Source organism: Streptomyces sp. NPDC006925 (assembly GCF_042869575.1).
GTDB lineage: Bacteria > Actinomycetota > Actinomycetes > Streptomycetales > Streptomycetaceae > Streptomyces.
In genome coordinates, this window is sequence record NZ_JBIAGB010000011.1 from 194385 (window position 1) to 220694 (window position 26310).

The 26310-nt window shown below is 70.8% G+C and carries 17 protein-coding genes and 2 pseudogenes; 7 read left to right on the forward strand and 12 right to left on the reverse strand.

Features of this window, described 5'->3' with window-relative positions:
* Positions 1-133 precede the first annotated feature (133 nt).
* The 6 genes and pseudogenes from ACFYNS_RS17630 to ACFYNS_RS17655 form a co-directional block, all read left to right on the forward strand.
* Positions 134-1183 (forward strand): hypothetical protein, encoded by a 1050-nt coding sequence (locus tag ACFYNS_RS17630; protein WP_388603689.1) that lies wholly within the window; start codon positions 134-136, stop codon positions 1181-1183.
* 169 nt (positions 1184-1352) lie between these two features.
* Positions 1353-2948: a TIGR02677 family protein gene (locus tag ACFYNS_RS17635; RefSeq protein WP_360289292.1), complete on the forward strand. Its 1596-nt coding sequence runs from the start codon at positions 1353-1355 to the stop codon at positions 2946-2948.
* Positions 2945-4189: a TIGR02678 family protein gene (locus ACFYNS_RS17640; protein ID WP_388603692.1), complete on the forward strand. Its 1245-nt coding sequence runs from the start codon at positions 2945-2947 to the stop codon at positions 4187-4189. The genes ACFYNS_RS17635 and ACFYNS_RS17640 overlap by 4 nt, the downstream gene beginning before the upstream one ends.
* Positions 4190-4205: 16 nt before the next feature.
* A complete protein-coding gene (locus ACFYNS_RS17645) occupies positions 4206-8318 on the forward strand; it encodes a TIGR02680 family protein (RefSeq protein ID WP_360289288.1) in 4113 nt (1370 codons plus the stop codon).
* Positions 8315-9553: a TIGR02679 family protein gene (locus ACFYNS_RS17650; RefSeq protein ID WP_360289286.1), complete on the forward strand. Its 1239-nt coding sequence runs from the start codon at positions 8315-8317 to the stop codon at positions 9551-9553. The genes ACFYNS_RS17645 and ACFYNS_RS17650 overlap by 4 nt, the downstream gene beginning before the upstream one ends.
* Before the next feature lie 270 nt (positions 9554-9823).
* Positions 9824-10036, forward strand: a pseudogene (locus ACFYNS_RS17655) (hypothetical protein); the annotation flags it as partial.
* A 265-nt stretch (positions 10037-10301) separates the two neighbouring features.
* Here the strand turns inward: ACFYNS_RS17655 and ACFYNS_RS17660 are convergent.
* The 5 genes and pseudogenes from ACFYNS_RS17660 to ACFYNS_RS17680 form a co-directional block, all read right to left on the reverse strand.
* Positions 10302-10661, reverse strand: a pseudogene (locus ACFYNS_RS17660) (methyltransferase, FxLD system); the annotation flags it as partial.
* On the reverse strand, positions 10628-11977 hold the full coding sequence (locus tag ACFYNS_RS17665; protein WP_388603695.1) for an NUDIX domain-containing protein: 1350 nt from the start codon (positions 11975-11977) through the stop codon (positions 10628-10630). The gene ACFYNS_RS17665 and the pseudogene ACFYNS_RS17660, both read right to left, overlap by 34 nt.
* A 35-nt stretch (positions 11978-12012) precedes the next feature.
* On the reverse strand, positions 12013-13410 hold the full coding sequence (locus tag ACFYNS_RS17670) for a phosphotransferase (protein ID WP_360289282.1): 1398 nt from the start codon (positions 13408-13410) through the stop codon (positions 12013-12015).
* Positions 13411-13495: 85 nt separating this feature from the next.
* Positions 13496-13984, reverse strand: a complete 489-nt coding sequence (locus ACFYNS_RS17675; RefSeq protein ID WP_388603698.1) for an NUDIX domain-containing protein — start codon at positions 13982-13984, stop codon at positions 13496-13498.
* Positions 13981-15996 (reverse strand): ATP-binding cassette domain-containing protein, encoded by a 2016-nt coding sequence (locus ACFYNS_RS17680; protein WP_388603701.1) that lies wholly within the window; start codon positions 15994-15996, stop codon positions 13981-13983. The genes ACFYNS_RS17675 and ACFYNS_RS17680 overlap by 4 nt, the downstream gene beginning before the upstream one ends.
* A 1079-nt stretch (positions 15997-17075) precedes the next feature.
* Between ACFYNS_RS17680 and ACFYNS_RS17685 the strand changes: the two genes are divergently transcribed.
* Complete coding sequence (locus tag ACFYNS_RS17685) at positions 17076-18737, forward strand: tetratricopeptide repeat protein (RefSeq protein ID WP_388603704.1); 1662 nt, start codon at positions 17076-17078, stop codon at positions 18735-18737.
* A 553-nt stretch (positions 18738-19290) separates the two neighbouring features.
* Here ACFYNS_RS17685 and ACFYNS_RS17690 read toward each other — a convergent pair.
* The 7 genes from ACFYNS_RS17690 to ACFYNS_RS17720 form a co-directional block, all read right to left on the reverse strand.
* The gene (locus ACFYNS_RS17690; protein WP_388603706.1) at positions 19291-20280 is read right to left on the reverse strand and encodes an ArsA family ATPase; all 990 of its coding nucleotides are present in this window, start codon (positions 20278-20280) and stop codon (positions 19291-19293) included.
* On the reverse strand, positions 20271-20528 hold the full coding sequence (locus tag ACFYNS_RS17695; protein ID WP_019359067.1) for a cory-CC-star protein: 258 nt from the start codon (positions 20526-20528) through the stop codon (positions 20271-20273). The genes ACFYNS_RS17690 and ACFYNS_RS17695 overlap by 10 nt, the downstream gene beginning before the upstream one ends.
* The gene (locus ACFYNS_RS17700) at positions 20525-22225 is read right to left on the reverse strand and encodes a carbon starvation protein A (RefSeq protein ID WP_360289273.1); all 1701 of its coding nucleotides are present in this window, start codon (positions 22223-22225) and stop codon (positions 20525-20527) included. The genes ACFYNS_RS17695 and ACFYNS_RS17700 overlap by 4 nt, the downstream gene beginning before the upstream one ends.
* 550 nt (positions 22226-22775) lie before the next feature.
* On the reverse strand, positions 22776-23015 hold the full coding sequence (locus tag ACFYNS_RS17705) for a DUF3311 domain-containing protein (protein WP_388603708.1): 240 nt from the start codon (positions 23013-23015) through the stop codon (positions 22776-22778).
* 194 nt (positions 23016-23209) lie between these two features.
* A complete protein-coding gene (locus ACFYNS_RS17710) occupies positions 23210-23533 on the reverse strand; it encodes a hypothetical protein (protein ID WP_360289269.1) in 324 nt (107 codons plus the stop codon).
* Positions 23530-24108, reverse strand: a complete 579-nt coding sequence (locus tag ACFYNS_RS17715) for a sigma-70 family RNA polymerase sigma factor (protein ID WP_360289267.1) — start codon at positions 24106-24108, stop codon at positions 23530-23532. Before ACFYNS_RS17715 ends, ACFYNS_RS17710 begins: the two co-directional genes overlap by 4 nt.
* Positions 24105-25652: a sodium:solute symporter gene (locus ACFYNS_RS17720; RefSeq protein ID WP_360289265.1), complete on the reverse strand. Its 1548-nt coding sequence runs from the start codon at positions 25650-25652 to the stop codon at positions 24105-24107. Before ACFYNS_RS17720 ends, ACFYNS_RS17715 begins: the two co-directional genes overlap by 4 nt.
* Between the last annotated feature and the right edge of the window lie 658 nt (positions 25653-26310).

The following is a 26310-nucleotide window of genomic DNA, read 5'->3' on the forward strand; positions in this document are numbered from 1 at the left end:
CGCTCCTCACCAGCACGTTTACCCAGCGCCCGCAGGGTACACAGGGAGGCCGGGCGGCAGCTCATGAAGCTGCCGACGTCAGACGGGGAACACCCGTCCCGCGAGACACACCGACCGACCGACGGAGACTGTTGTGGGGCACGTCATGGAACTCGACGAGCTGAAGTCCGTATACGCGCACGAAGGGCCGTTCGTGACGGTCTACCTGGAGGGCCGTGCTCCGGGTGAGGATGCGGAGAAGCAGGTGCGTCTCCGCTGGCAGAACCTCCGCGAGCGGCTGGAGAGCGAGCACGCCGACGCCTCGGCTCTGGACGCCCTGGAGGCGGCGCTGGAGTCGGCCCAGTTCGGCGAAGCCCAGACGAACGGCCGGGTCCTGGTGGCCGCGGCGGGCGAGGGCGTCGTCCTCGACCAGCCGTGGGACGCGGCCCTCGGGGGCGGCGACACGGCGTACGCGGGCGTGCTTCCGGAGCTCGGCGCGCATGTGCGGGAAGCGGCGCAGGCCGTGCGGGTGCTGCTGGTCGTCACCGGTCAGGAGGATGCCGAGTTGCGGCGGCTGGTCGTCGCGGCCGAACACGAGCCGGACGAGGTGGCCCGCGAGGAGGTACGGGGCGGCGCCGTCGAGAGCCCGCACCACGTGCGGGAGGGCGCGCTCGCACACCGGCGGATCCAGCGCCGCGCGGATGAGGCCGTGCGGCAGAACGCCAAGGAGATCTCGGCGACCGTCGGTGCGGCTGTCGCCGAGTTCCACCCGGACATCCTCGTCCTGGCCGGCGAGGTGCAAGGGCGCACAGCCGTTCGCGAACAGCTCTCCGGCGACTTCGCCGGGCTGCTGGAGGAGACGGACCGCGGCGGACGCGGTGACTCCGGTGCCGAGACCGCCCTCCTCGACGAGGTGCTGCGGATCGCCGCGCAGCACTCCACCGAGGCGGCGGCCGGGCACGCCGCCCGTCTGGAGGAAGCCGGTGCCAATCGGCTCGCGGCCAAGGGCGACCCCCAGGTGATGAAGGCCGCCGAGAACGGTGCCGTCGACACCCTGCTCCTCGAACAGGGCACGGACGCCAAGCGCGAGGCACTCCTGCTGAAGACCGGCGCGCAGACCGGCGCCTCGGTGGCCGTCGTACAGCCGGGCACGGGTCTGCCGGACGGCGTCGGCGCGGTGCTCCGCTTCCCGCCGGAGGGCTGATCCCCGCGGCCCTCGGGCGGCCGGGCCGGACCGACCGGCGCGGCCCGGCCGCCCCGCCTGAGTGAGGGGGGAATCCGTTCCCTCCCGTTTCCCCGGTGCGGGAGGCTAGGCGCGGATCCGCCGAAACCGCTACCGCCCGCGGGCTGTCGTCGGGAAGAATGGCCGACCGATGAGCACGTCGTCCTCCCCGCCGCATCCTGGTCACGGCTATGGGCCGTTCGCACATCTCGCGGCACCCAACGCCGCGCTGTACCGCGCGGTGATGCGGGTCTTCCTCGCGGCCAAGGAGAAGTTCGCGGTGCATCTGCGTCCGGAGGACGTCTACGCGGCGCTGCCGTCGGAGGCCCGGCCCGCCGACCCCGACACCGTCACCCGGGCGCTCGACAGCCTGAGCGGTGCGGAGTGGGGCAACCTGCGGGCGGACCCGGACACGGCGCGGGTCACGGCCGTCGAGGACTTCTACCGCAAGCGATTCATCTACCAGCTCACCCGGGCCGGCGAGGCGGCGGAGGAGGCGCTGGCCGCGTACGACGAGGCGCTCGGGCGGCGCGGTGCGCTCCAGGCCGTGGCCCTGCACGACATCGTCACGCAGCTTCGGGTACTGCTCTCGCTCGTCGGCCAGGATGCGCCCGATCCGGCCAAGACGTATCTCGCGCTGGACGGACTGACCAGCCGCTTCACGGCACTTGCCGAGAACGCGCGCGCGTTCATGGGGTCGTTGCAGCGCACCATCGACCTGCACGACGTCGAGGTCGAGGTCTTCCTCGCCTACAAGGACCAGTTGATCCACTACCTGGAGAGGTTCGTCCGTGACCTGATCACCCTCGGCGGCACCGTCGCCCGGCTCATCACCGAGCTGGACCGGGGAGCCGGCCCTTCCGCAGGGTCCCCGAGCAGGGTGGATCCCCTGCTGCGGATCGCCGCCGGGCGCGAGGCCGCGGATGCTGCGCCCGAGGAGGCGGAGGAGGCTCTCGACGCGGCGTACGACCGGTGGGCGGACCGGTGGCAGGGACTGGCGGCGTGGTTCCTGTCCCAGGACGGGCGCCCCGCGCAGGCCCGCTTGTTGCGGACCCGGGCGCTCGGCGCCATCCCCCAACTGCTCGCGGTCGTGAGGACGCTGAACGAGCGGCGCGCGGGCCGCTCCGACCGCTCGGCCGACTTTCGTACGCTCGCCCGCTGGTTCGCCGAGGCCCCCGACGACGAGGCGCGGCACCGGCTGTGGCGCAGTGCCTTCGGGCTCTATCCGGCCCGTCATCTGACCGTGGACGCCGACACCGTTGCCGCCCGCGCCGCCGAACCCGTGCCCCCGTCCACCCCGTGGGCACGCGCCGAGCCGCTGCGTATCAGCCCCCAGCTGCGGCGCACGGGCAGCTATGAGCGGCGCGGCAAGGCGCGCAGGGTCGAGGACCGCTCCCAGGCGCGGCGGCAGCTGGCCGAACGTGCCGCGAAGGAGGCGGAGCAGACGGCGGCGGCGCGCGCCCGCCTCGCCACCGCCGGAAGGCAGACCCGGCTCTCGGACCTGGGCGAGCTGGACCCGGACGCCTTCGCGCTCTTCTTGCAGCTGCTCGGGGATGCCCTCGCCACCTGGCGCCCCGGCACTGTCACGACCACGGCCACCAGCAACGACGGAGCGATGGCGATCCGGCTCACCGCGCCGGGGTCCGACAGCGCACCGTTCGCCGAAGTGCGCACCCCAGGAGGGGTGTTCCGCGGCCCCGACCACCTCATCGACATCACCGACCTGACCGGGGGCGAGCACGCGTGAGCGGCGCGGAGGTACTGGAGGGGCAGCACGCCGCCGAGACGCGGCGCGCGGCCCGCGCCCTGCTCAAGAAGCCCCTGCTGCTGGCGACAGGGGCGTCGTCCGACGAGTTCCGGCTCGTACGCAAGCACGCGTCCGAGCTGCGCGCGTGGTTCGACCGCAACACCGGCTGGCCGCTGCGGGTGGACGCCGGGAGCGCCCGGCTCGGCCGTACGCCCGCGACGCACACCGACCCGACGCACCCGGCCCGCGAGGCCACGCGGGCCGCCTCGCCCTTCACACGCCGCCGCTATGTGCTGCTGTGCCTCGCCCTGGCGGTGCTGGAGCGTGGCGAGGCGCAGGTAGCGCTGGGGCGTCTCGCCCAGCAGGTGGTGCTGGAAGCATCCGACCCGCAGCTGGCCGATGCCGGAATCGCGTTCACCCTGGAGCGCCGTGACGAGCGGCTCGATCTGGCGGCAGTCGTCCGGCTCCTGCTGGAATCCGGGGTGCTGCGCCGGGTGGCCGGGGACGAGGAGGCGTACGTCAGCGGTACCGGCGACGTGCTCTACGACGTGGAGCGCCGAGTGCTGGCAGGGCTGCTGGCCGGCCGACGCGGTCCCTCGACTGTTCGTGCCGAGGGCTTCGAGGAGCGGCTGGCCGAGCTGTCGGCCACCGCCGAGCTGGACAGCGACGAGCTGCGCTTCCGGGCGATCCGCCAGTCCCTCACGCGCCGCCTGCTGGACGATCCGGTCCTGTACTACGACACGTTGACGGAGGCCGAGCTGGGCTATCTGACGCGCCAGCGTGGCTTCCTCACCGCGAGGATCACCGAAATGACCGGACTCGTCCCCGAGGTGCGCGCCGAGGGGATCGCGATGGTCGATCCGCACGACGAGCTGACGGACATTCGGATGCCCGAGTCAGGCACGCACGGGCACATCACGCTCCTGCTCGCCGAACACCTGGCCGCGGCGGGAGAGCAGGTGCCACTGGCCGCACTGGAGCGGCGGGTACGGGAGATGGCCGGCGCGCACGGCGGGTTCTGGTCCAAGGGCGCCCGCGAACCGGGGGCCGAGCCGGAGTTGGTCCGCCAGGCGCTCGCGAAGCTGGTAGCCCTCGCCCTGGTGACCCGCACCGAGGAAGGTGTCATGGCGCGTCCGGCGCTGGCGCGCTATGCCGTCGGCGAGGCTGTCGTCCGGGAACCGGGCACCCGCAGGAACATCCCCCGGCAGCGCGGCCCGGTCGGCCACCTGCCCGTCGACTGAAAGGCGCCACACTTCCTTGACCGCGCTCCCGTCCCCGGCACGCACCCGTTGGCAGCCGCTGCGCATCGGTCTGATCGATCTCTTCCACTACGACGCGGAGGAGTTCTGGTTCCGCGACGGCCGTTTGCTGCTGCGCGGCAACAACGGCACGGGCAAGTCCAAGGTCCTGGCGCTCACCCTTCCCTTCCTCCTGGACGGTGACCTGTCCGCGCGCCGAGTCGAGCCCGACGGCGACCCCGGCAAGCGGATGGAGTGGAACCTGCTGCTCGGCGGCGCGCACCCGCACTCCGAGCGGCTCGGCTATACGTGGATCGAGTTCGGCCGCCGGGACGAGAGCGGGGAGGAGCACTTTCGCACCCTGCTGTGCGGCCTGAAGGCGGTGAGCGGACGCGGTATCGCGCGCCACTGGTTCGCGGTCACCGACCAGCGGATCGGCTCGGACCTCAGTCTCCTCGACGCCACGGGCACGGCACTGGGCCGGGACCGGCTGGCCGACGCGCTGACGGGCAGAGGCACGGTCTACGATCAGGCCAGGGCGTATCGCCGCGCGGTGGACGAGGCCCTGTTCAGGCTGGGCGAGCAGCGGTACGCGGCCCTGGTCGACCTGCTGATCCAGCTTCGTCAGCCGCAGCTGTCCAAGCGGCCGAACGAGGCGGCTCTCTCCCGCGCGCTGACCGAGGCGCTGCCGCCGATGGATCAGGCGGTGGTCGCGGACGCAGCAGACGCCTTCCGCTCCCTGGACGAGGAGAAGGAGGAGCTGCGTGCCGCCACCGAGGCCGAGCGTGCCGCCTCGGCCTTTCTCGACCACTACCGCCGCTACGCACGTGTCGCAGCGCGGCGGCGCGCCAGGCTGCCCCGGCAGGAGCACACCCGCTACGAACATCTCGGCCGGGAACTGGCCGCGGCACAGGGCGAGAAGCGTACGGCCGAGGCCGAGCGGGAGGACGCGGCCGAGCGCTTGGCCGAAGCGGAGGAGGCCGGGACCCGGCTGCGCGCCCAGGACGCGGCGCTGCGCGAGGGCCCCGAGATGCGCGACGCGCGCGAGCTGGTACGGGCCGCCGAGGAGGAGGACCGGACACGCGAGGTGCGCGGGCGGGCCGAGGCCGACCGAGCGCGCGCCGAACAGCTGCGGACCCGCGCGGACGGCAGGCTCGGTGCGGCCGAGAACAGGCTCGTGGCGGCGGACGAAGGGCTGGCAGCGGCCCGGTCACGGGCCGGCGCAAGCGCCCAGGCAGCCAGGCTGGAAGCCCCGTACGTGGACGAATCGCGGCAGGAGTCGCCGGAACCCGGACTGCGCCGAGCCGCCGAGGAATCCCTGGAGCGTGGGCGGCGCGCCGTAGCCCACGTCTCGGCCCTGGCGGAGGCCGCCGGGCACGCGGACACCGAACGCCGGGCGGCGGCGCGCCGCGCCGACGAGGCGGCGAGCGAGCTGTCGCACACCGTGCAGCGGCAGGAGGACGCGCGCACGGCGGTGACCGAGGCGGGCAGGGCTCTCGTCACAGAGGTACGGGATCACCTGGCGGGCTGCGTCGAACTGCCGGTTCCCGACGTGGTGGGCCTGCTGGACAGGTTGCAGGACTGGACGGACCGGCTCGACGGACCGTATCCGGCGCAGACCGGGACCGCGGCAGCACACCGCACCCGGGCCGGGGAACTCGCCGACGAGGCAGCGGCTCTCGCCCAACGGCAGGCCAGGGCGGAGGAGCGCCGGACCGGGGCGGCGAGTGAACTGGCTGCCCTGGAGGCGGGCGGCCAGCGGGGCCCGGAGCCCCCGCACACCCGCACAGCCGGGCTGCGGGACCGGACACCGGGCGCCCCGCTGTGGCGACTGGTCGACTTCCGCGACGAGCTGGGCGAGGCCGAACGGGCCGGACTGGAGGCTGCCCTGGAGGCATCAGGGCTGCTGGACGCGTGGGTACTCCCCGAGGGAGTGGCGCTGGAGGCGGACGGCCACGATGTTCTGCTCGCGCCAGGCGGCCCGGCGCCCACCCTGCCACTGTCGCAGGCGCTGCGCCCGGCCGTCGACCACGGGGATGCCCGCGCGGCAGCGGTCGGCGAACACGCGGTGGCGCGGCTGCTCACGGCGGTCGGCCTGGGGGAGGGGACGACGGCGGGCGGCGGGACCTGGGTCACCACGGGCGGCCGGTTCCGCATCGGCGGCCTGACCGGCAGATGGGCCAAGCGCGCCCCCGCCTACGTGGGCGAGGGTGCCCGTGAGGAAGCGCGGCGGATCCGCATCGGGGAACTGCGCGACGAACTCCACTTCCTGGAAGAAGAGATGGCGGACCTCCGGGAGCGGCGCGACGCGGTCACCGCCCGACGCGCCACGCTGGACACCGAGTTGGCGGCGTTGCCGGAGGACGCCCCGCTGCGGCAGACACACGCCCGCGCGGCGGCAGCCGCGGACGCCGCACAGCGGGCCCGTACGAAGCGGGACGAGTGCGCCGTGGCCCTCACCGAGGCGGCCGAGGAGGCCGAGAGCGCCCACGCCGCGCTCCACGAGAGCGCCCACGATCTGGGTCTGCCCGCCGCCCCGGAGGAACTGGCCGGAGTGCGGCAGGCCCTGGCCGACCACGAGGTGGCGCTCGCCGCGTACTGGCCCGCGCTGCGCGAACGCGCCGACGCGGTGCGAAGCGTCGGCGACGAGCGGGCGGAGGCAGTGGAGGCTGCGGAGCGGGCCGCTGAACTCGGCCGGCGGGTGGACGAAGCGGCACGCGAGGCGGCCGGGGCCGAGGAGCGGCACGCGACCCTGCGTGCCACGGTCGGCGCGGCCGTCGCCGAGCTGGAACGCCGGCTCGCCGAGACGGCGGAAGCGCTGCGCGTCTGCGAGCGTGAGCAACGAACGGCACGCGAAGCGGGAGCCGCAGCCGACCGGAGAGCCAGTCGTGCCGAGGGACGCATCGAACAACTGGAGACGGACGTCACGGCCGCCGTGGCAGCCCGCAAGGAAGCGATCGGCGCGCTCCAGCGGTTCGCGGATACGGGGTTGCTGGCGATCGCCCTGCCGGAGGTCGAACCACCGTCCACGCCGGAAGGCGAACAGTGGGCCGCGACCCCGGCCGTGGCTCTCGCCCGTACGGTCGAATCCGCGCTCCAGACCGTGGACGACTCGGACGGGGCCTGGGAACGCGTGCAGCGAAAGCTGAGCGAGGAGCTGAAATCCCTCCAGGACGCCCTCTCCCGGCACGGCCACTCCGCCTCGGCACGCATGGTCGAGGACGGCATCGTCGTCGACATCGTCTACCAGGGCCGAGAGCGTGCCGTTCCGGAGCTGGCCACCGCACTGGCCGGGGAGGTGGGCGAACTCCAGCGCATCCTGTCCGCGCACGAGCGGGAGATCCTGGAGACCCATCTGTTGACGGAGGTAGCGGGCACCCTCCAGGACCTGATCGGCGCCGCCGAACGCCAGGTACGTGCCATGAACGGAGAATTGGAGGAACGCCCCACTTCCACCGGCATGACCCTGCGCCTGGTCTGGCGCCCTGCTCGCAGGACGGGCAGGAGACAGGGCGCACCCGAGGGACTGGTCCGGATCCGTGACCTGCTGCGGCAGTCCGCCGACGCGTGGTCGGACGAGGACCGTGCGAGGGTGGGCGCCTTCCTCCAGGAGCGGATCGCCGAAGAGGCGGCAGAAGGCACCGGGAGCTGGCTGGAGCACTTGACCGCGGCGCTGGACTACCGCGCATGGCACGAGTTCGCCGTCGAGCGCCACCAGCAGGGCCGATGGGTGTCCGCCACCGGGCCCGCCTCCGGTGGGGAGCGGGTGCTGGCGGTTTCGGTGCCGCTCTTCGCCGCGGCCTCCTCGCACTACGCGACGGCGCGGCACCCGCACGCACCCCGGCTGGTCACCCTGGACGAGGCGTTCGCCGGGGTGGACGACGACTCGCGCGCCAAGTGCCTCGGGCTGTTGCACGCCTTCGACCTGGACGTGGTGATGACCAGCGAGCGCGAATGGGCCTGCTACCCGCAGGTGCCGGGAGTGGCCATCGCGCAGCTCTCCAGGGTCGAGGAGCTGGACGCGGTGCTGGTGACCCGGTGGGAGTGGGACGGGCACGCCCGCGCCCGGGCCGAGGAGCCCGGACGTCCCTGGGAGGCGCGCCAGGACGCGCAGGACGGACTGCGGGCGTGAGCGGCGAGGGCGATGAAGGGATCGACCTGCCCCGGCTGCGACGGCTCCTGGGCGGGCCGGGGACCGCCTGGCTCGTGGATCGGATCCGGCGGCGCCTCGCCCGTGAAGAGCCCCTGACCGGCGTCGTCTCGCTGTCCGGTCCCACAGCGGAGCAGCGGGAGGCGGCCGAGCGGCTGCTGGGACGGGCGCCGCGGGGAGGTGGCTCGCTGTCCGTACGGCTGGAGGCCGTGGACGGGATACTGCGCCGTTCCGGAGTGAGCCCGTCCGGGCTCGTCGCCGCCGTGACCGCGCTGGGCGGCCCCGTGCTCCCAAGGAGCCTCACTCGGGAGGCGGAGGCGCGCGCCTGGCAGCACGCGTACGCGCCCCTCACCGGGCTTCCCGCCGAATTCGATGCTTGGGCAGCACAGTTGCGGGCCGCCGGCACCGTACGGCGGCTCGCCCGGTCCCCGGAGCACGCCCGGGCCCTGCTGGAGGCTGCCGTCGCCGCGTTGCGGGACCTTCCCGTCGCACCACCGGTCTCCCTCCCCGTCTTCGCCGCCCGAACCCTCGGCTCCGCCCACGCGTTGGACGACGGGACGCCGCTCGCCACCCTCGTGCTCTCGGGCGCCCGCGCGTTGAATGACATTCCCGACGGCCAAGGCGGCGCTGAGAGGAGGCGAGAGATGTGGCAGTCGGTGGGACTGCTCAAGGACGACGTGTCCTCGACGGTGCTCGTGCTCAACCTGCGCGGCACACCGGCACTCGACTGGCACGCCGACGCGGGTGAACCGGCCGTTCTGACGCTGCGGCAACTGGCGCGTCAGCGCACCCCGGCACAGTCGGCGGATGCCGTCCGGGTCTGCGAGAATCCGGCCGTCGTCTCGGCTGCGGCCGAGAGACACGGTCCGGCCTGTCGGCCCTTGGTCTGCCTCCAGGGTCAGCCTTCCGCGGCTGCCCTCACCCTGCTCCGCACATTCCATACCGACGGCACCACGCTGCGCTACCACGGCGACTTCGACTGGGGCGGGCTGCGGATCGCCGCCACGCTTCTGGGCCAGGTCCCCTGGAGACCGTGGCGCTACACGGCGGCGGACTACCGAGAGGCGGCAGCCCGCAGCCCCCGCGCTCCGGCACTCACGGGCACGCCCGCCGACTCCCCCTGGGACACGGACCTGGCGGCAGCCTTGGCCGAGGTGTCCGTCCGGATCGAGGAGGAGTCGGTCCTGGAGGACCTGCTGACGGACCTCGCACCGTAGCGGTGCCCGAGCCCCCGTGCGCGCTCGGTCGGCTTCCGGCAACGGGTCCGCGACGGGCCGGAACCGCTTGAGCCCTGATCAGTCGATTGCTGCACGGCGTTCTGCTGCGCTGGCCGGCGGCGGTTCGTCATGGCACCTCGCTCCGGGAATCGTCCGTCCCGGCCCTCACGCACGACGAACGGCGGCAGGCCGTGACCGTCGAGTCGCTTCTTGTCGCCGCCCTTCGGTCTGTGCGGGTTCATCATCTGGCGCCCCTTTCGAGCTTGCGGTGCCGCCAAACCGGACTTCATCGAGCTGTTCCTGTCCATCGGCCGCATCGGCCGCAGCATCGGCGTCCACCTGCTCCTCTCCAGCCAGCGCATCGAAGGCGGCAAGCTGAAAGGCCTGGACACCTATCTCTCGTACCGGATGGGCCTGCGCACGTTCTCGCCCGACGAGTCCCGCACCGTCCTGGACACCACCGACGCGTTCCACCTGCCACCGCCGTAGCGCTCCGCTGTGACATCCGGTCAGGTGCAGTCCTCGTCCTTCGCTTACCTCCAGTGGTCCGGCGAGGGAGTCGCTCACCGCGCAACGCCGCATCCAGCCCGGTGGTCTCCGGGGCTGCGCCGTCGTGGAAGTGCAGCCGCACGCGCCCGTCGGCGAACGCGACCGTCGGGGTGGTGCGGGCGGCGGCGTCGCGATCCCGTACGAACCCGCAGTAGGTCCAGTCGCGCGCGTGCAGGACGTCGCCTTGCCGCTCGAAGGCGATCACACGGGTGAATCCGTGGATCTCCAGCGGCAGGACGAGGTACCGGCCCTCGCACAGTTGTTGGCGCCACGCCGGGGCGACGTCCCACACGTTGTGGGTGATGCTCATGCCGTCGAACCCGCCTGGCGGGACGTGGTCGGGCGCGCCGAGGCCGCCGTCGCCGAGTACGGCTGTGATCCGTCCGCTGCCTGCCTCGGCGGTCAGGCGCCGGGTGCGGTGGATGACGTACGGGTCGAGGTCGACGGTGATTATCCGCCCGGTCGGGGCGATGACGGCGGCCATCAATTCGGCGTTGTAGCCGCCTGCTCCTACCTCGAAGACGGTCATGCCCGGTTCCAGGCGCAGCTTTTCGAGCATGTCGGCTTGGAGCCAGGCGGCGGAGACGGAACTGAGCGCCTTCCCGGACTCATCCCGGCGGGTGACGACCGGCCGTGGGCGCTGGGCACGGCTGCCAAGTCGTTGTCGTAGGCGGTGCTCAGCGGCGTTTCGGGGGTGAAGCGGTGCCGGGGCACTGCCCTGAGTGCTTGCTCCACGCGCGCCGAGGGCGCCCACCCCTTGGTGATCACAGCGTCTGCCATCTTGTGGCGCAGCCGGACTGCCTCGGCCGGCTCGCCGCCGACGGCAGGGGGAACCTCGGCTTGCGGATAAGAGTGCACCGGCGGCAGACCGGGCAGCACCCCGGGCCAGACCGCTTCCATGGCCTGCGCGGACGGGGCAAAGATCCGGCCCAGGCCGGCCAGGGTGTGCAGATCGTGCCACTCCCAGCGCGTGAACCGGTGGGGCTCACACACCTCCGGGGTGCCGGACCAGGCGGTGACGTGTACCACCGCCGAGATGCGACGGATGTCGGCCCGGTCGTCCTGGAGGATCGTCAGCAGGTGTGCGTCGTCGATGCCGACGCTCAGGCCGGCTTCCTCGGCCAGTTCCCGTACGGCCGCAGCCGGGGCGTTCTCGGCGGTCTCGATGCGACCGCCGGGGAGCTCCCACATGCCGCGGGTGGAGCGCCCGAGCAGAACCCGTCCGCAGCCGTCGGTGACTACGACGCACGCGCCGAGGACCGCTTGTGGCTCTGGGCGGCTCTTCTCCACCGTCTCGAAAGAGCCGGACGGATCACGGAGTACCAGGAAGGCCAGCCCGTCCGCGTCGCACCGTTCCACCTGCTCCCAGCCTTCGGTGAGCAGGTCGATCTCGTCCTCGCCCAGGGCGATGCGCCGCCGTTCCTGGGGCGTGTTCGCCGCTACCGGAGTGATGACCACCAGGGCACCACCGGGCCTCAGCTGTGCTGCCAGGCTGCGCACCACCCGGGTGCGGTCGCCCACGAAGGCGAGGACCAGACGCATGATGACGAGGTCGTAGCCATCGCCGTTCAGCTCGGACGGGTCGTCGTGCTCGATGTCCATGCACAACCACCGCACTCCCTGCACCTCGGCGCCTTCCTGTTCCTTGCGGGCGCGGGCCAGGGCGCCTTCGGCGAAATCGACGGCATCAACGACGTAGCCGAGCGCGGCGAGATGAGCTGCGAGTTCGCCCGTCCCACAGCCCACCTCCAGCGCACGGCCCCCGTCAGGTGCGGGTGTGTGCCGGGTGAGCAGGTCGCGCTCCACGTCGCGCAAGGGCCGGAACCCACGGCCCTCGTCGTAGTGCTTCGACCAGTCCGAGCGGTCGTATGCCACAGGTGCACTCCTCATCAGCGGTGGTGGACGCTGATTCATTGGAGACGGTCTTGGTCGCGCAGACGGGCCAGCGTGTGGCGCCCGCGCTCCAGCACTGCGGGATCACCGTGAGCGGCGCCGTACTGGATGCCCGAGAGGGCATCCAGGGCGGATTCGACGGCCAGGCGCTCCTCTTCGGCCGGGGTGAGCTTGCGGCCGTAGCCGGCGAAGAAGGCGTCGTACAGGTCCGGTCGTCCGGCCCAGGTGTCGCAGAGTCGGACGATGTCCCGGATGGCAGGTCCCGGCTCGCTGCGCTCGAAATCGATGACCGCGAGGCTGCCGTCCCCGTCCAGCAGCAGGTTGCGGAGCTGGAAGTCACCGTGGGTCGGGACCTGATCCAAGCCCGGGAGGCTCTGCGCACGCCGTGTGAGTGTGCGGAGGAATTCCTCGTCGCCGGAGGCCAGATGAGGGCGGGCTTGGTGCAGGTGCCGTTCCAGCTTCTCCAGGGCGGGGCCTTGGTCGGGCACGGCGGGCTGCGCGGGTGCGCTGCCGTGGATGGCCGAGGCAAGGGCGCCGATCCGGTGGAACAAGCGCCGCTGCTCCTTGGGCGAGAGGGCGGTGCCGTGCAGAGGGCGGCCGGGCACCGCGGTGACGATGAGGGCCAGCAGCTGTGTGTCGGCGGCCACCAGCTTGGGCGCGGCCACGCCCAGGTGCGGGACCCATGTGCGAAGGGCGGAGACTTCCCTGTCGTGGAAGCGGTCGTTGAGATGGACCTTGACGTACCACGTCCCGCCCGTCGCACCGTGCGCCCGCCATACCCGGCTGCCCTCTCGCGCCCAAGAGGTGTCCGTCCACCGGGCGATACGGCCCACCGCCTGCTCCGCGAACCGCCGCAGCTCCGTTTCCGGGCGGCTCGAATCGGTCGGGGCTTCGGTGGCCGGGACGAGGCGTAGCCGGCCTTGCCCGGAGGTGTTGGCGATGGTGTCCCCGGGCTGCTGGAAGTGCACCGCCATCCGGCAGCCGCTGCGGTAGGCGTCCAGGCCGGCGCGGCAGTAGGCCACCATGGGGGCGGGTAGGTCATCCAACGTGAACCAGTTCATGGCGTCGCAGACCTGCGGTTCCGAGATGTGCGGGGTGCCCTGCCAGCGCCGGACCTCGAAGAAGAATCCCACTCGGGCATCGCCGTCGGGGTTTCGGTGGTGCACGGTCACGGCTACGCGGACATCGGCCGGGTCGATGTCGACCCCGGTCTCCTCCCGCGCCTCGCGCACCAGCGCCTCGACGACGTCTTCGTGCGGCCCGTCCAAGTGGCCGGAGGGCAGGTGCCACAGCCCTGCGGCGTAGACGGTGCCAGCCCGCCGCGACAGCAGCACTTCCGGGCCCTCCACCCCGTCCCGCCGCAGCACCAGGTGCACATCGACCGGCTCACGGTGCCGCTGTTGGGCGGTGCTCACACCCAGCTCCTGTCTGCTGCGCCCCGGGGCCGAGGTGTGCAGTCGCGTGCGCGCGTTCGGGCTGCTTCGCCGGTCGCTTCGATGGTCATGACCAGCCCACCTCCGTGTACAGGCGCCCGGCGCGGATGCCGTCGACGGCGGCCCGGGTGTAGGGCACGATCTGCTCGGGAAGCTCGTCCGGGTGCCAGAAGCGCCAGCCGATGCACTTGTCGGGCTCCAGGATCTTGGGGGTGCCCGACCAGGCACGGGTCCGGAAGACGAGTCCCATCCTGGGGGTGTCGCCCGGGGTGTCCACGAGGTGTACGACGTGCCCGAGTTCGACCCGCTCGGGATCGATCAGCAGCCCGGCCTCCTCCTGCGCTTCCCGCACGAGGCACGCGAGTGCGCTTTCCTGTTGGCAGTGACCGGCCAGGAAGTGCCAGGTATCTCCTGCGAAGGCGGAGTCGGGGTGCCGCAGCCCGAGCAGCACCCGGCCCTCGGCGTCCTCCAGGTAGAGATGGACTCCGATGATGTTCAGGACGGTTCCGCTCGGCGCCCTCTCCGGCGCGTCCTTGGATTCGGTATCGGTGTTCACTGGGCCTCCTTGTGCTGGGGGGCGTCACTTGCCCGTTGTGCCGGGAGGCGGTCGTCGGGTGGCGGGGTGAGTCCGTACTGGGCGGCCTGGGCCTGGAACATCTCCCGGTAGAGGCCCTCGCTGCGGGACATCAGCTGGTCGTGCGTGCCTTGTTCGATGATGAGGCCCTGGTCGAGGACGTAGATGTGGTCGGCCTTCGCGGTGGCGGCGAGCCGGTGTGTGACGAGGACGACCGCGTGACCGTTGTCGGCAAGGGACCACAGGCCCTCGAAGGCTTCGATTTCCGCGTGCGGATCGAGCGCGGAGGTGGGTTCGTCGACGAGGAAGAAGGGGGCGTTGCGGTACCGGCTGCGGGCGTTGCCCAGCTTCTGCCACTGCCCGCCGGACAGTTGGACGCCCCGCTCGTACCCTTTGAAGCAGATCGAGTCCCACCCGTGTGGCAGCCCTTCGATCAGTGTGTGGATGTCGGCGGCCTGCGCGGCCTGTTCGGCCCGCGCCATGTCCCGGGGGTGGTCGCCGGCACCGATGGCCACGTTCGTGGCGGCGGTCATCTCCCAGTGCGGGAAGTCCTGGGCGAGCAGCCCGACGGACGCGAACACCTCGGCGCGGTCGGCGGCGCGCACCTCGACGCGCTCGCCGAGCCCTCCCTCCCACCACACTTCTCCGGCGGTGGGCAGCAGCAGACCGGCGAGGATCTTGGTCAAGGTCGTCTTGCCGGAGCCGTTCGCACCGACCAACGCGGTCACCTGCCCCCGCCGCACCGACACACTCACGTCCTTCAGCGAGGGGGAGGTGGCGCCGGGGTAGGTGTAGGAGACGTTCTCCACGTGGACGGTCCGCACAGGAGACGGCAGGGGCGTGCCGGTCTGCGGGATGGCGTGTTGGGCGGCCAGTTCGGTGGCGTTCTTGGTGTCGGTGAGGAACAGCATCTCCTCGTAAAGCCGGTTGACCTGTTGGATGAGGGAGGTGAGTCGCGCGGTGGAGTTGCGGATGGCGACCACCGCGGTGCCGCCGACCGCCAGCGGGAGCCCGCCGCTGGTCAGCAGCCACCACAGCACCCCGTAGCAGCCCAGCGACGCCAGCCCGGAGCCCGCCCCGGCCACCAGATCGGTGTGCGCCTGGGCCCGTGCCAGCCGCCGCTGCTCGGCCTCCATCTGCCGGGACATCTCCTCATAGCCGCCCAGCAGCTTCATCCCGGCACCATGGGCACGGATCTCACCGGCGGCATGCGGCCTGGTCAGGTAGGCCAGCAGGGAAGCGATGGCGCGGCGGTGGTCGACCCAGTGCAGCCGTGAGACATACTCACGGCGGGCCGAGCGCACCGCACCCCACCCTCTCGGAAGGGCGATTGCCAGCAGCATCGGCAGCAGCGCCCAGTGCAGGGACGCCAGGACGACAGCGGCGGCGACCATGCCGATGAGCACGTTGCCCACGCCCACCGACAGCCGGAGCATGTTCCGCGCGGAGTCGGTGCCGAACTTCCCCGCCTCCAGCGTGCGCTGCACCTCGGGCCGCTCGGTCGCCTCCACCTCGACACGGGTGACGGCCTCGTAGTAGCGGGCGGAGACAGCCCGCTCGACCTGCGGCTCCAGCCGGCCGGACATCGCAGTCGACCATGCCGACAGCAGAGCTGCCCCCACCGACACCACCGCCAGCACCACCAGGGCGGGGAGAGCGTCGCGCAGCTTGTCGGCGGTCGGACCCTCGGCGAACAACTGAGTCAGGATGCCGTTGACCGCCACCAGACCCCAGGCAGCCGTCACACCCTGCCCGACCTGCGCCGCCACGACACCGGTCAGCGCCCGCCGGTCCACGCTCCACCCGGTGCGCAGCACCGTCCCCGCCATACGGGGCAGGGCCGCGGCCATCTGCCCGAACCCCATACGAATCAGTGCGCCCTCGTGATGCACGAAGGACCTGTCCCAGCGCAACCGGCCGCCGTAGAGTTCCCGCTCCGCCTCGGAGATCCCGCTCGCTGTCTGCGCGGACTTCTCACGTCGCTTCGGACGCATCACCTTTGCCCAGGATGGCCTGGGGTTGCCTGAGGTCGCGGACTTCCTCATGCCCTCCACCCCTCCTCGGGGCGAGTGCTGTTGCGTGCAGCCGCGTCAACGCGGTGCCCGGAGGACTCGGCATGAGGGGCCACAAGTCGACAACGTTCGAATACTGCCGGAGCGTACACAGGGACAAGCACAAAGGTCATGGCATCCTCCGGTTGGGCGCACGAGGGGTACTGGTGCTCTAAAAACGGGCACGGAGAGGCCGCCGTTACGGGTACCCAGTGGTCAAATGTTCGGAATTGCAGCCGCCGGGGCGTCAGGACGGGCCCGTGGGAGCGCAGCGTCATTCGAACGGGGTGAGGTCCCCCGTACGGGGTCTTGCCAGCCACGCAGCGTCGTGGGCCCCTCTCCCTTCTCAGGTCCTTCCCCGACGCTCCTGAACGACGTAGTCGGACCAGTGGCCCCCGGCAGGAGCTCCTGCCGGGGGCCACTGAAACGTGGAAGGTGAGGAGAGGGCGAATTCGACGGCAGGTGCGTTGAGGTGCTGCGGCCGGGAGGGCTGTGCAGCGCGAAGAAGTTCAGCGACAGGCAGTTGAGTAATTGAGGCTCACTCACCCACAAAGCCTTGTCTCTCAGACTGCGCGGGATTCACGAACGGGTGACCGTAGGTGCGGCCGGACGCGTGTTGTGCGTGCATGCACCCGGTTGGCTGCACGGCTGTTCGCCGTCACCCGGCGTGTGTACTGCATCGAGGACCACGTCACCCTGCGAAGATGACGGGCGTGGTCAAGGAAGAGATCGCCTCAGCGACGTTCCTGGCCGCAGCCTGTGCACCGGCGGTCCGGTGCATACCGGGCGCTGCACTCAAGCTCCTCGGCACGGGCGGCGGCAGTGTCCGTGCAGACAGCGCCGGAGGTCGATAACGCCTCCGCGCAGCAACGCTGCGGTCCCGCGGCAGAGAGCAACGCATACCCCGGCCACGGCGTGGGCCGCAGAGATGTGCCGAAAGGTCTCGCACTCGATGCGGCCCTGACATCTCAACGACTGCCCGACGTGACGCGACGTCGGGCGACGTTCCGAGGAGACTCTCGATGACGGACTACTACGATCTCGGCCGCTATACCCGGCCGGTGTCGACCGGGATGAGAGAGGCGCAGACCTGGTTCGACCGCGGCCTGTTGTGGAGCTATGCCTTCAACCACGAGGAAGCGATCGACTGCTTTGAGCGGGCCCGCGAGCTTGACCCGGAGTGTGCTATGGCTTCCTGGGGCATCGCCTACGCCCTGGGGCCCAACTACAACAAGCCCTGGGAGCGCTTCGACCCGGCCGATCTCGAGACGAGCGTTTCCCGGGCGTTTGAGGCGACTGCCCAGGCGGAACGTCTCGCGGACGGGGCAACGCCTGTCGAGCGGGCGCTCATCGGCGCGCTCCGGCATCGCTATCCTCAGCCGGAACCGGTGCCGGACCCCTCGGTATGGAATCACCGTTACGCCGAGGCGATGCGCACGGTGTACGCGGAACATTCCGAGGATCTTGACGTGAGCACGCTGTTCGCCGACGCGCTGATGAACCTCACCCCGTGGCAGATGTGGGACCAGCGCACCGGTCAGCCGGCTCCGGGATCTTTTGCCGTGGAGACGCGTGCCGTACTCGAGCACGCGCTGGAACTGCCGGGCGGGCCGGATCACCCGGGCGTGCTGCACCTGTTCATCCACCTGATGGAGATGTCGTCCACGCCGGAGCAGGCCCTGCCAGTGGCCGATCGACTGCGCGATCTCGTCCCCGATGCCGGTCATCTGCAGCACATGCCCACGCACCTGGACGTCCTGTGCGGTGATTACTCGCGCGTGGTCTCCTCCAACACGCGTGCTGTCGAGGCGGACGAGAAGTTCGTGACACGTTCCGGTCCTATCAACTTCTACACGCTCTACCGCTGCCACAACTATCACTTCAAGATCTACGGCTCGATGTTCCTCGGGCAGCGGGCAGTCGCGTTGCAGACGTGCAGTGAACTGGAGGCGGCGGTTCCTGAGGAACTCCTCCGCGTCGAGGTGCCACCGATGGCGGACTGGCTCGAGGGCCTCCTTCCCATGCGCATGCACGTGCTGATCCGCTTCGGCATGTGGCAGGAAATCATCGACACAGAATTGCCGAGGGACGCCGAGCTCTACTGCGTGACCACGGCGATGATGCGCTATGCGAAGGCAATCGCCCACGCCGCCTCCGGCCAGGTGGAGGTGGCCGAGACGCAGCGGGGGCTCTTCAGGGAGGCGGTGGAGCGTGTCCCGGAGTCGCGCATGCTCTTCAACAACACCTGCCAGGACATCCTCGCAGTGGCGGCCGCGATACTGGAGGGCGAGGTGGAGTACCGCAAGGGGAACACCGACGAGGCCTTCGCCGCGCTGCGGCGGTCGATCGAACTCGACGACAGCCTTCCCTACGACGAACCCTGGGGGTGGATGCAGCCGACCCGGCACGCCTACGGGGCGCTGCTGCTGGAGCAGGGCCACATCGAGGAAGCCGAGGCGGTGTATCGGGCCGACTTGGGTCTGGACGGCACCATCCCACGGTCCCAACAGCACCCCGGCAACGTCTGGAGCCTGCATGGCTACCACGAGTGCCTGGCTCGGCAGGATCGCACGGGAGAGGCCGCCATCATCGAACAGCAGTTGCGCCTCGCCCAGGCCAGGGCTGACATCCCGGTCGACGCCTCCTGCTTCTGTCGACTGTCGGCTGTCGGGGAGTCCCTGTGACAAAGGGTCGTCCGGAGGCTGCTCCGCGGATGCGCTCGATATGTCAGTCGCGCAGCAGAGCATGTCCTTCGCCGGACGCGGTACCGCCCACGGCTCCGGGTGGAGAGCCTGGGCAATGGGTCATCGAGCAGGCGATCACCTGCTGCACCGGTTCGGCTCCTTGCGCACTCGCTGGGAGACCCGCGACGACATCCCCGAATCGATTCTGAAACGCACCGGCCGGTCATGGCGTGCATCGCAGGTCCCCCGGGGCGCGTTGCCACATACGGATGCCTGACGCGAGGTCAGACCCGGGGGTGTGGGGTCTTGGCGTCAGGCCAACCGGTCTCCAGGATCTCGCAGCCGCATGGTGCTCGGTTGGGCAGGGCGTACGCCCACCGTGCCCTCGACGAAGTTGCGGCAGATCGCCGCCAGGCAGTGTGGTGACCCGACTCACCTCGATGCAGATCCGGAGATCTCACACGGCGGGGGTACTGCACCTGCGGGCGGTTCGCCGCGGAAAGATTGTCGAAGGTGTTGATCCGGAGGCGGCGGAACTCGCTGACTTATAGACTCAGGAAGAGGAGGGCCCGAGCAGGTCGGCCAGCGCGGCAAGCGCCTGAGTGCCCACCAGGTCCCCCGGCAGCAGCGGTACGTCGAGCAGCGGTACGTCCACCTGCTGCCGCAGTCGGACGAGGTGCTGGTCCTCCTGCCCCCGGCGCCGGGCGAGCACCTCACCGGCGTCCGCGGGGGAACGGCGGTTGGCGACGAGTGCGGCCACCTCGACACCGAGGCCGGTGAGCTTCTCGTGCACCTCCATGGTCTCGGCAATCGGGAGCAGCTCGGCAGTCAGCACGAGCACGAACCCTGCCTGCGCCGGGTCCGTCACCACCTTGCGCAGCCGGGAGAAGCGGTTGCGTCGGCGCAGCAGGATCCGGCGCAGGTCGGCGTCGCGGTCCGACTGCTCGCCGCCGCCGAGGCCGCGCACCGCGGCGCCGAACCGCTCGGACCGGTCACGGTTGGCGAGCAGGGTCTCGGTCCAGGAGGTGAGCTGTTCGGGCAGCGCGAGCAGCCGCAGCGTGTGGCCTGACGGGGCGGTGTCGAAGACGACCAGGTCGTACGCCTCCTCCCCGAGCTCCACCGCCTCGGCGATCCGCTCCAGCACCGCCGACTCGTGGGTGCCGGGTGCCAGCCGGGCCAGCTCAAGGTGCCGGGCGGCCGGTGCGTGCATCCGCTCGGGCAGCAGCCGCCGCATCGTCCCGGCGACCGCGGACAGGTGCTGCTCGACCGTGCGCTCGGGGTCGATCTCCAGCCCGTCGACGTAACCCGCCGTCCCGGCCCCGGGGGCGAGGTCCCCGGGGCCGGCGAGGCGCGTGGGCTCGTCGCCCACGAGGCGGTCCCAGAGGTGGCCGAGGTTGTGGGCGGGGTCGGTGGAAACCAGCAGCACGCGGGCGCCCGCCCTGGCACGGCCGAGGGCGAGTGCCGCGGCGATGGACGTCTTGCCCACCCCGCCCTTGCCGCCGACGAAGACGACCCTGCGCGAGGTGATGAGGTCTAGCAGCACCCGACATGCTCCAGTGGTGAGCGGTCCATGCCCATCCGGCGGTGCCAGGCGTGGAAGTCCTCATAGAGGGCGGGCATCAGCTCGACGGTGTAGTACGCCGCCGGGTCGGGCACGCCCAGCGCCTCCGCGAGGACGACCATCCGGAAGAGGTCGTCCTCCTCACGCCGGGCGCGGGCGAAAGTGCGCCGGTAGGGGCCGGCGTAGAACTCCTCCAGCCCGGCCCGGAACGAGGCCCAGCGGGATGTCACCCCGTCACCTCGGATTTCTCCGCCATATCGGCGTCAGGGGCCTCCGGCGGTTCCTGGGAAGCCCGCCGCATCGCGACGACTGCCTCGAAGGCGACCCACACAGCGGCGACGATGATGACGACGTCGATGGTCAGCAGCAGCCAGTCCCGGGCGTCGTAGAAGTCGCCGAGCTGGGCGAGCGCGGCCCAGAACGCCATCACGAACACGACTGCGAGCGGCACCAGCGCAGGAGCCGGGTTGCGACGCTTGCGGATCAGCATGACCGCGACGATGGACAGGGTCAGGGAGGCCAGCAACTGGTTGCTGGTGCCGAACAGCGGCCAGATACGGAGACCGCCGGCGCCGTCGGCGCCCTGACTGAAGGTGAGTCCCATACCGGCCGCAAGCGCGATGAGGGTGCCGACGCCGTTGCTGATCTTCAACTTCGCCACCTCACCGGCCTCCTGGACGACGAAGCGCAGCAGGCGCATGCCGGTGTCCATGGTGGTAGCGGCGAACAGGATCGCCATGGTGGCCAGGACCGTCGAGCTCAGCGAAGCCGACAGGCCCAGACCGCTGTTGATGATCTCGCCGCCGCCCTCGACGAACGCCCCGACACCGCCCTCGCCGAAGGCGGTGTAGACGGCCTTCCAGTCGGCCATGGTGCGGTAGCCCGCGATGGCGGCGATGATCGCGCCGAGCGCGAGCATGCCCTCGCCGACCGCGCCGAAGTAGCCGACGAAGCGGGCGTCGGTCTCCTTGTCCAACTGCTTCGAGGTGGTGCCCGAGGAGACCATGCCGTGGAAGCCGGAGATCGCGCCGCACGCGATGGTCACGAAGAGCAGGGGCAGGAGGTCGGGGGTGCCCGCGGGCACGGCGTCGTTGAAGGCCGGGGCGACGACCGTCGGGGCGCTCAGCAGCACTGCGACGAACAGGATGCCGAGCCCGACGAAGAGCTGGACGCCGTTGATGTAGTCACGCGGCTGGAGCAGCACCCACACGGGCAACAGGGAGGCTATGCCGGCGTAGACGAAGAGGGCGACGATCCAGAATGTCGCCGGGGACATGCCCAGGATCGGGTCGGGCAGTTCCACGGGGACGGCGTCGCCGAGGAGGATCAGGCCGTAGAGCGCGGCGACGCCCACCACGGTGACCAGGCCGAGGCTCATCCTGTAGCGGTAGACCGCCTGGCCGACCAGCAGCGCCACCGCGACCGCGCCCCAGGCGGGGATCACCGCCGAGGGAGTGGAGATCAGCAGGTCCTTGATGACCACCGCGAAGGCCGCGATCACCATCAGGAGCAGCAGGAAGATCACGACGAGGAAGAGGTTCGCGCCCCGGGCGCCGATGTAGCGGCCGGAGAGCGTGCCCATCGAGCGGCCCTTGTTGCGCGCCGAGGCCCACAGAGCACCCAGGTCGTGCATGCCCGCGAAGAAGACCGTGCCGAGGGTGACCCACAGGAACGCGGGCAGCCAGCCCCAGATCACGGCGACTGCGGGGCCGACGATCGGCGCTGCCCCCGCGACCGAGGTGAAGTGGTGACCCCACAGCACGAACTTGTTGGTCGGGACGTAGTCCACGCCGTCCTGCAGCTCGTGCGCGGGCGTCTTGAAGGACGCGTCAAGCTTGTAGACCCGGTTGCCCAGGAATTTCGAGTAGAGGACATATCCGCCCGCGAATATCGCAAGGCCGATCAACAGCAGCGGAAGTGCGTTCATGCGAGACGCTCTCTGGGTTCTGGGAAATTGAGCCGTTGCACTGCAGGGGATGTGCACCTGGCAGGCACACAGCGTGGACGGTGGAGCGTGGCCCTCCTCGACCGAGGGAGGCCGGCGACCGGAACGGGGAATCGGGCACCTGCGCCCGCTCTGCATGGCTCGGCGGTGTATCCGGCCACGGGGTGCTGCGCCTGGGCGGCGACTGTGCCGCGGCGGTGGCGGAGCTCTCCCGTCACGGCCACACGCACCCGTCCGAAGCCGTCGGTCAATGCCCGGCTCGGCGTGAGTCCGTACCCGCTGTCTGCCAATGGTGCCCCCTGACCTCCTGCTTGGATGCCGCGAGCGGGCCGCCCGGCGGTCTGCTCAGGAGTTGTCGCGGGTTCCGATTCGGTTGACAGGAGATTTCCGTGAGTTTCAGTCGGCGGGTCGTGACGTCACGGACGCGCCCGGCCGTCCCGGCCGGCGACGGTTGTGCCGGGGCCGGAGAACCTCCTCGACGGGCCCGGTCTCAAGCAGCGCGACGCACACACCGGACGCCACTGCCCCCGTTTCACTTCGCGGCGCCCCCGCTCCGACGTGCCCGCTGGTCACGCCGCCACACTTGGTAGGCAATCATCGTCAGCACTGTGGAAAGCAGCACCCACAGCAGCTGGTACCAGTAGAAGAACGGGATGCCCATCAAGGCGGGGTCGGCTCTGGCGTAGGAGCTGACCCACAGCATCGCGACGAACGGGGCGACGAGACACAGGGCGATCACCACCCGGGCCGGCGTGATCACCGCTGGTCTCATGTGAGGTCTTTCCGGCATACGGCGGCTCCATTCCTTCGCCGACTACGCGAATAAAACAGGACATCGAAGCGATGGTTCCGCCCTGGCGACCCCTTCGGTGAACGAGGCATTCCCGCACGTTCCGTACGGTTCGTGGTCGGCGCCGTAGGCGTCCGTCATGGGGGAGTCGCCGGCCGCGGGAACCGGTCGAGCGGTTACACGGTCGGGGCGCAGGGCACGAGGCAGTCGGGAAGGGTTCGCGGAAGTGACGCGAGAACCCCGCTGGTGGGCCCCGCGCCGGAAAAGACGACCCCCCGGTCCGAGGGCGTCTGGTTCAGCACCCACAGGCCGATCAGCGTGGCAAGTGTGAAGACGACCGCGATGAGCACCGCGAGGACGAGTCTGCGCCGACGCTCGCGGCGCAGCCAGTCGCCGCGCGCAGTGCTGTAGGCGTCGGGGGCACCCTGCACCCCGTCCGCGAACGCGGCCAGGGCCTCGCCCAGTTCCCTCTCCGTCCGGTCGGGACTGGTGTCGTTCATTTCCGGGCCTCCATCGCCTGGGTCAGCGCTGCGATACCGCGCGACGTATGAGTCTTGACGGATCCGGAGGAAATTCCCATCGCAGCGGCGATCTCACTTTCCTTCAGCCCGAGCCAGTGCCGCAGCACCAGCGCCTCACGCTGCCGGGTCGGGAGCTGCCGCAGCGTATCGATCAGCACACGCTGATCGTCGCGCAGCAGCGCGGTGCTCTCGGCCGAGGCGACCATCTCGTCGGGCGATCTCACCGCGTGCTTGCGTGCCGTTTGCAGATGGCGTATCCGCATCCGCGTCAGGTTGCAGACCGTGGAGCGCAGATAAGCCTCAGCCGCCGCAGTGTCCCGCAGCCGTCGCCATCTGCGGTAGATCTGGTAGTAGGCCTCGGCCACCACGTTCTCCGGATCATCGGCTCCCAGCAGCACGGCGAGTCGCAGCATCGGGGTGTAGTGCAGTTCGAACAGCTGAGCCACGCCGGCCTCCCTCTCCGCGTCGGCGGGGTCGTCGATCGTGGGGGCGAGTGCCTCGGCTGGAACTGCGGGCTGCGGCACGGGCACAGGGATGCCGGATCTGTGTCTCATGGGTTGTTCGCTCCCGTCTCGGGGCGCCGCCTGACGGTCAGACGCGAGGGCAGGTCGGTGAGGTCGGCGCCGCGCGGGACGTGGAGACGTTCGAGAGCGGCGCTCCCGGCCACTGCGACAGTCAGATTGAGCAGCAGCGCGAGGAGTCCGACGTATATCTCCAGCGGTCCGGCATCCGTGCCGAGTGGCACGATGGGGGAGAACCCATCCCGCACCACGAGGAACGTCCCGGCCACCATGCCCACGCCCCACCCGGCGAGGAGGGCCCGGGGGTGCAGCCATCGGGTGTACAGCCCCACGGCCACAGCCGGGAAGATCTGCAGGATCCAGACCCCGCCGAGCAACTGGAGGTTGACGGCGTCCTGATCGCGCAGCCCGAACACGAACGCCACCGCGCCCACCTTCGCGGTGAGCGACACCAACTTGGCGACGCGCACCTGACGCTTGGGCGTGGCCGTCGGATGGACGTACTCGACATAGACATTGCGGACGAAGCTGGTCGCGGCCGCGATCGACATCACCGAGGCGGGGACAAGCGCCCCCACGGTGATCGCTCCGAACACCAGCCCGGCCAGCGGACCCGGCATCAGCCGGTCCACCAGCATCGGCACGGCCGCCTCGGCCGCGCCCTCCGGCGCCCGCACCCCCACCGCGAGCGCAGCGATCCCCAGGAACCCGAAGAGTGCGAGCAGCCCGGTCCACGCGGGCAGCGCCACGGCGGTCTTGCGCAGGGTGCGCGAACCGTCGGAGGCGAAGCCCGCCGTGAGCACGTGCGGGTACATCAGCAGGGCGAGCGCAGAGCCCAGGGCGAGGGTGGCGTAGGCGGGCTGATGAGCAGGGCTGAGGAGCAGCGCGGGAGAGCCCAGCCGCTGGGCGGCTCCCTCGAAGACCGCACCCGGACCACCGAGCCGCACCAGGACCAGCCAGGTCACGGCGGTCAGTGAGACGAAAACGGCGACTGCTTTCAACGCAGAGATGACGGTCGGAGCCCGCAGCCCGTGCCGGTAGGTCGCCACCGCGAGCCCGGCGAACAGCGCCACCATCATCAGATCGCCGGTCGCGCCCCGCGGGTACATGCCGCCGGCTGTCAGCACCGCGCGGATACCCAGTAGCTGCAGCGCCAGATACGGCATCGTCGCGAGGATCCCGGTCAGCGCGACCGCCAGGGCCAGTGGCGCGGATCCGTACCGTCCGCGCACGAAGTCGGCGACGGTGATGTAGCCGTGCCGGCGGGCCACCGTCCACAGCCGGGCCAGCAGGACGAAGACGAGCGGACAGACGAGTACGGTGTAGGGCACTGCGAAGAACGCGGGCGCGCCGTTGCCGTACGCCAGTCCTGGTACGGCGGTGAAGGTGTACGCCGTGAAGATCGTGCCGCCGAGCAGCACCCAGGTCCACATGGGGCCGAGGCTCCGGTCGGCCAGCGCCCAGCCCTCCAGGGACGGAAGCCGGTCGTTGGGACGCAGGCGGCGCGCGGTGACCGCGAGCAGCGACGCCCCGGCGAGCACCGCGAGAAACGTCGCAGTCATGGCTGTACCGGCCATGGGTCACCGTCCTTGGTGTGCCTGTTCCCTTGCGCAAGAGTTGCACGGGCCGCCGGACCGGAGGACAGGGACCGAAATCCGCCGGAAATGTACTGTCAACCCTGCCGACGGGTGGAGAGCTCCTGCACGGGCCTACAGCGGCCAGGAGAGGATCGTAGGCCATAGCACGAACCGTGCGTCACCGACTACGGTGCGTCGCGGTCACCGTGCCGCTTCTCGCGCCTGCGGTGGGCTTGCCGTGGGTCTTGCCGTGGCTCTTGCCGTGGAACCCCGTGGTACTGCGGCGCGGAGCCGAGGCCGGCCGGCACACCATTCTTTTTGGTACCAGCTCGCCCGGCGCCGGTGGCAGGCCTGTACCGCTCGCGGGGTACACGCGGTAGACCGGTGCGGCTGGGCCTTGCGCTCGGCCGGGCGGCGGTCAGACCTCCAATGTCAGCATCTCCGACGGCACCCCTCGGGCCCGGTGACACCTCCCCCCCAGATCACCCTCGACAGGGGGCAGAAGTCATGCCAGGCCCGGAGGCCGGCGATCCTCTTGCAGGACGCCGAGAAGATCAAGGGGCGGGACTGTAAAACGTTCGGTGTAACTCCTGATCAAGGAAGATGCATCGATGACCAGTGAGAACGTGACCGAGGCCGAGTCCGTCGAGGCAGTTGA

Coding starts and splice junctions, on each gene's coding strand:
- ACFYNS_RS17720 (WP_360289265.1), bottom strand. CDS start 25,652: ATGGCCGGTACAGCCATGACTGCGACGTTTCTCGCGGTGCTCGCCGGG.
- ACFYNS_RS17705 (WP_388603708.1), bottom strand. CDS start 23,015: ATGAGACCAGCGGTGATCACGCCGGCCCGGGTGGTGATCGCCCTGTGT.
- ACFYNS_RS17700 (WP_360289273.1), bottom strand. CDS start 22,225: ATGAACGCACTTCCGCTGCTGTTGATCGGCCTTGCGATATTCGCGGGC.
- ACFYNS_RS17685 (WP_388603704.1), top strand. CDS start 17,076: ATGACGGACTACTACGATCTCGGCCGCTATACCCGGCCGGTGTCGACC.
- ACFYNS_RS17680 (WP_388603701.1), bottom strand. CDS start 15,996: ATGCGTCCGAAGCGACGTGAGAAGTCCGCGCAGACAGCGAGCGGGATC.
- ACFYNS_RS17635 (WP_360289292.1), top strand. CDS start 1,353: ATGAGCACGTCGTCCTCCCCGCCGCATCCTGGTCACGGCTATGGGCCG.
- ACFYNS_RS17710 (WP_360289269.1), bottom strand. CDS start 23,533: ATGAACGACACCAGTCCCGACCGGACGGAGAGGGAACTGGGCGAGGCC.
- ACFYNS_RS17715 (WP_360289267.1), bottom strand. CDS start 24,108: ATGAGACACAGATCCGGCATCCCTGTGCCCGTGCCGCAGCCCGCAGTT.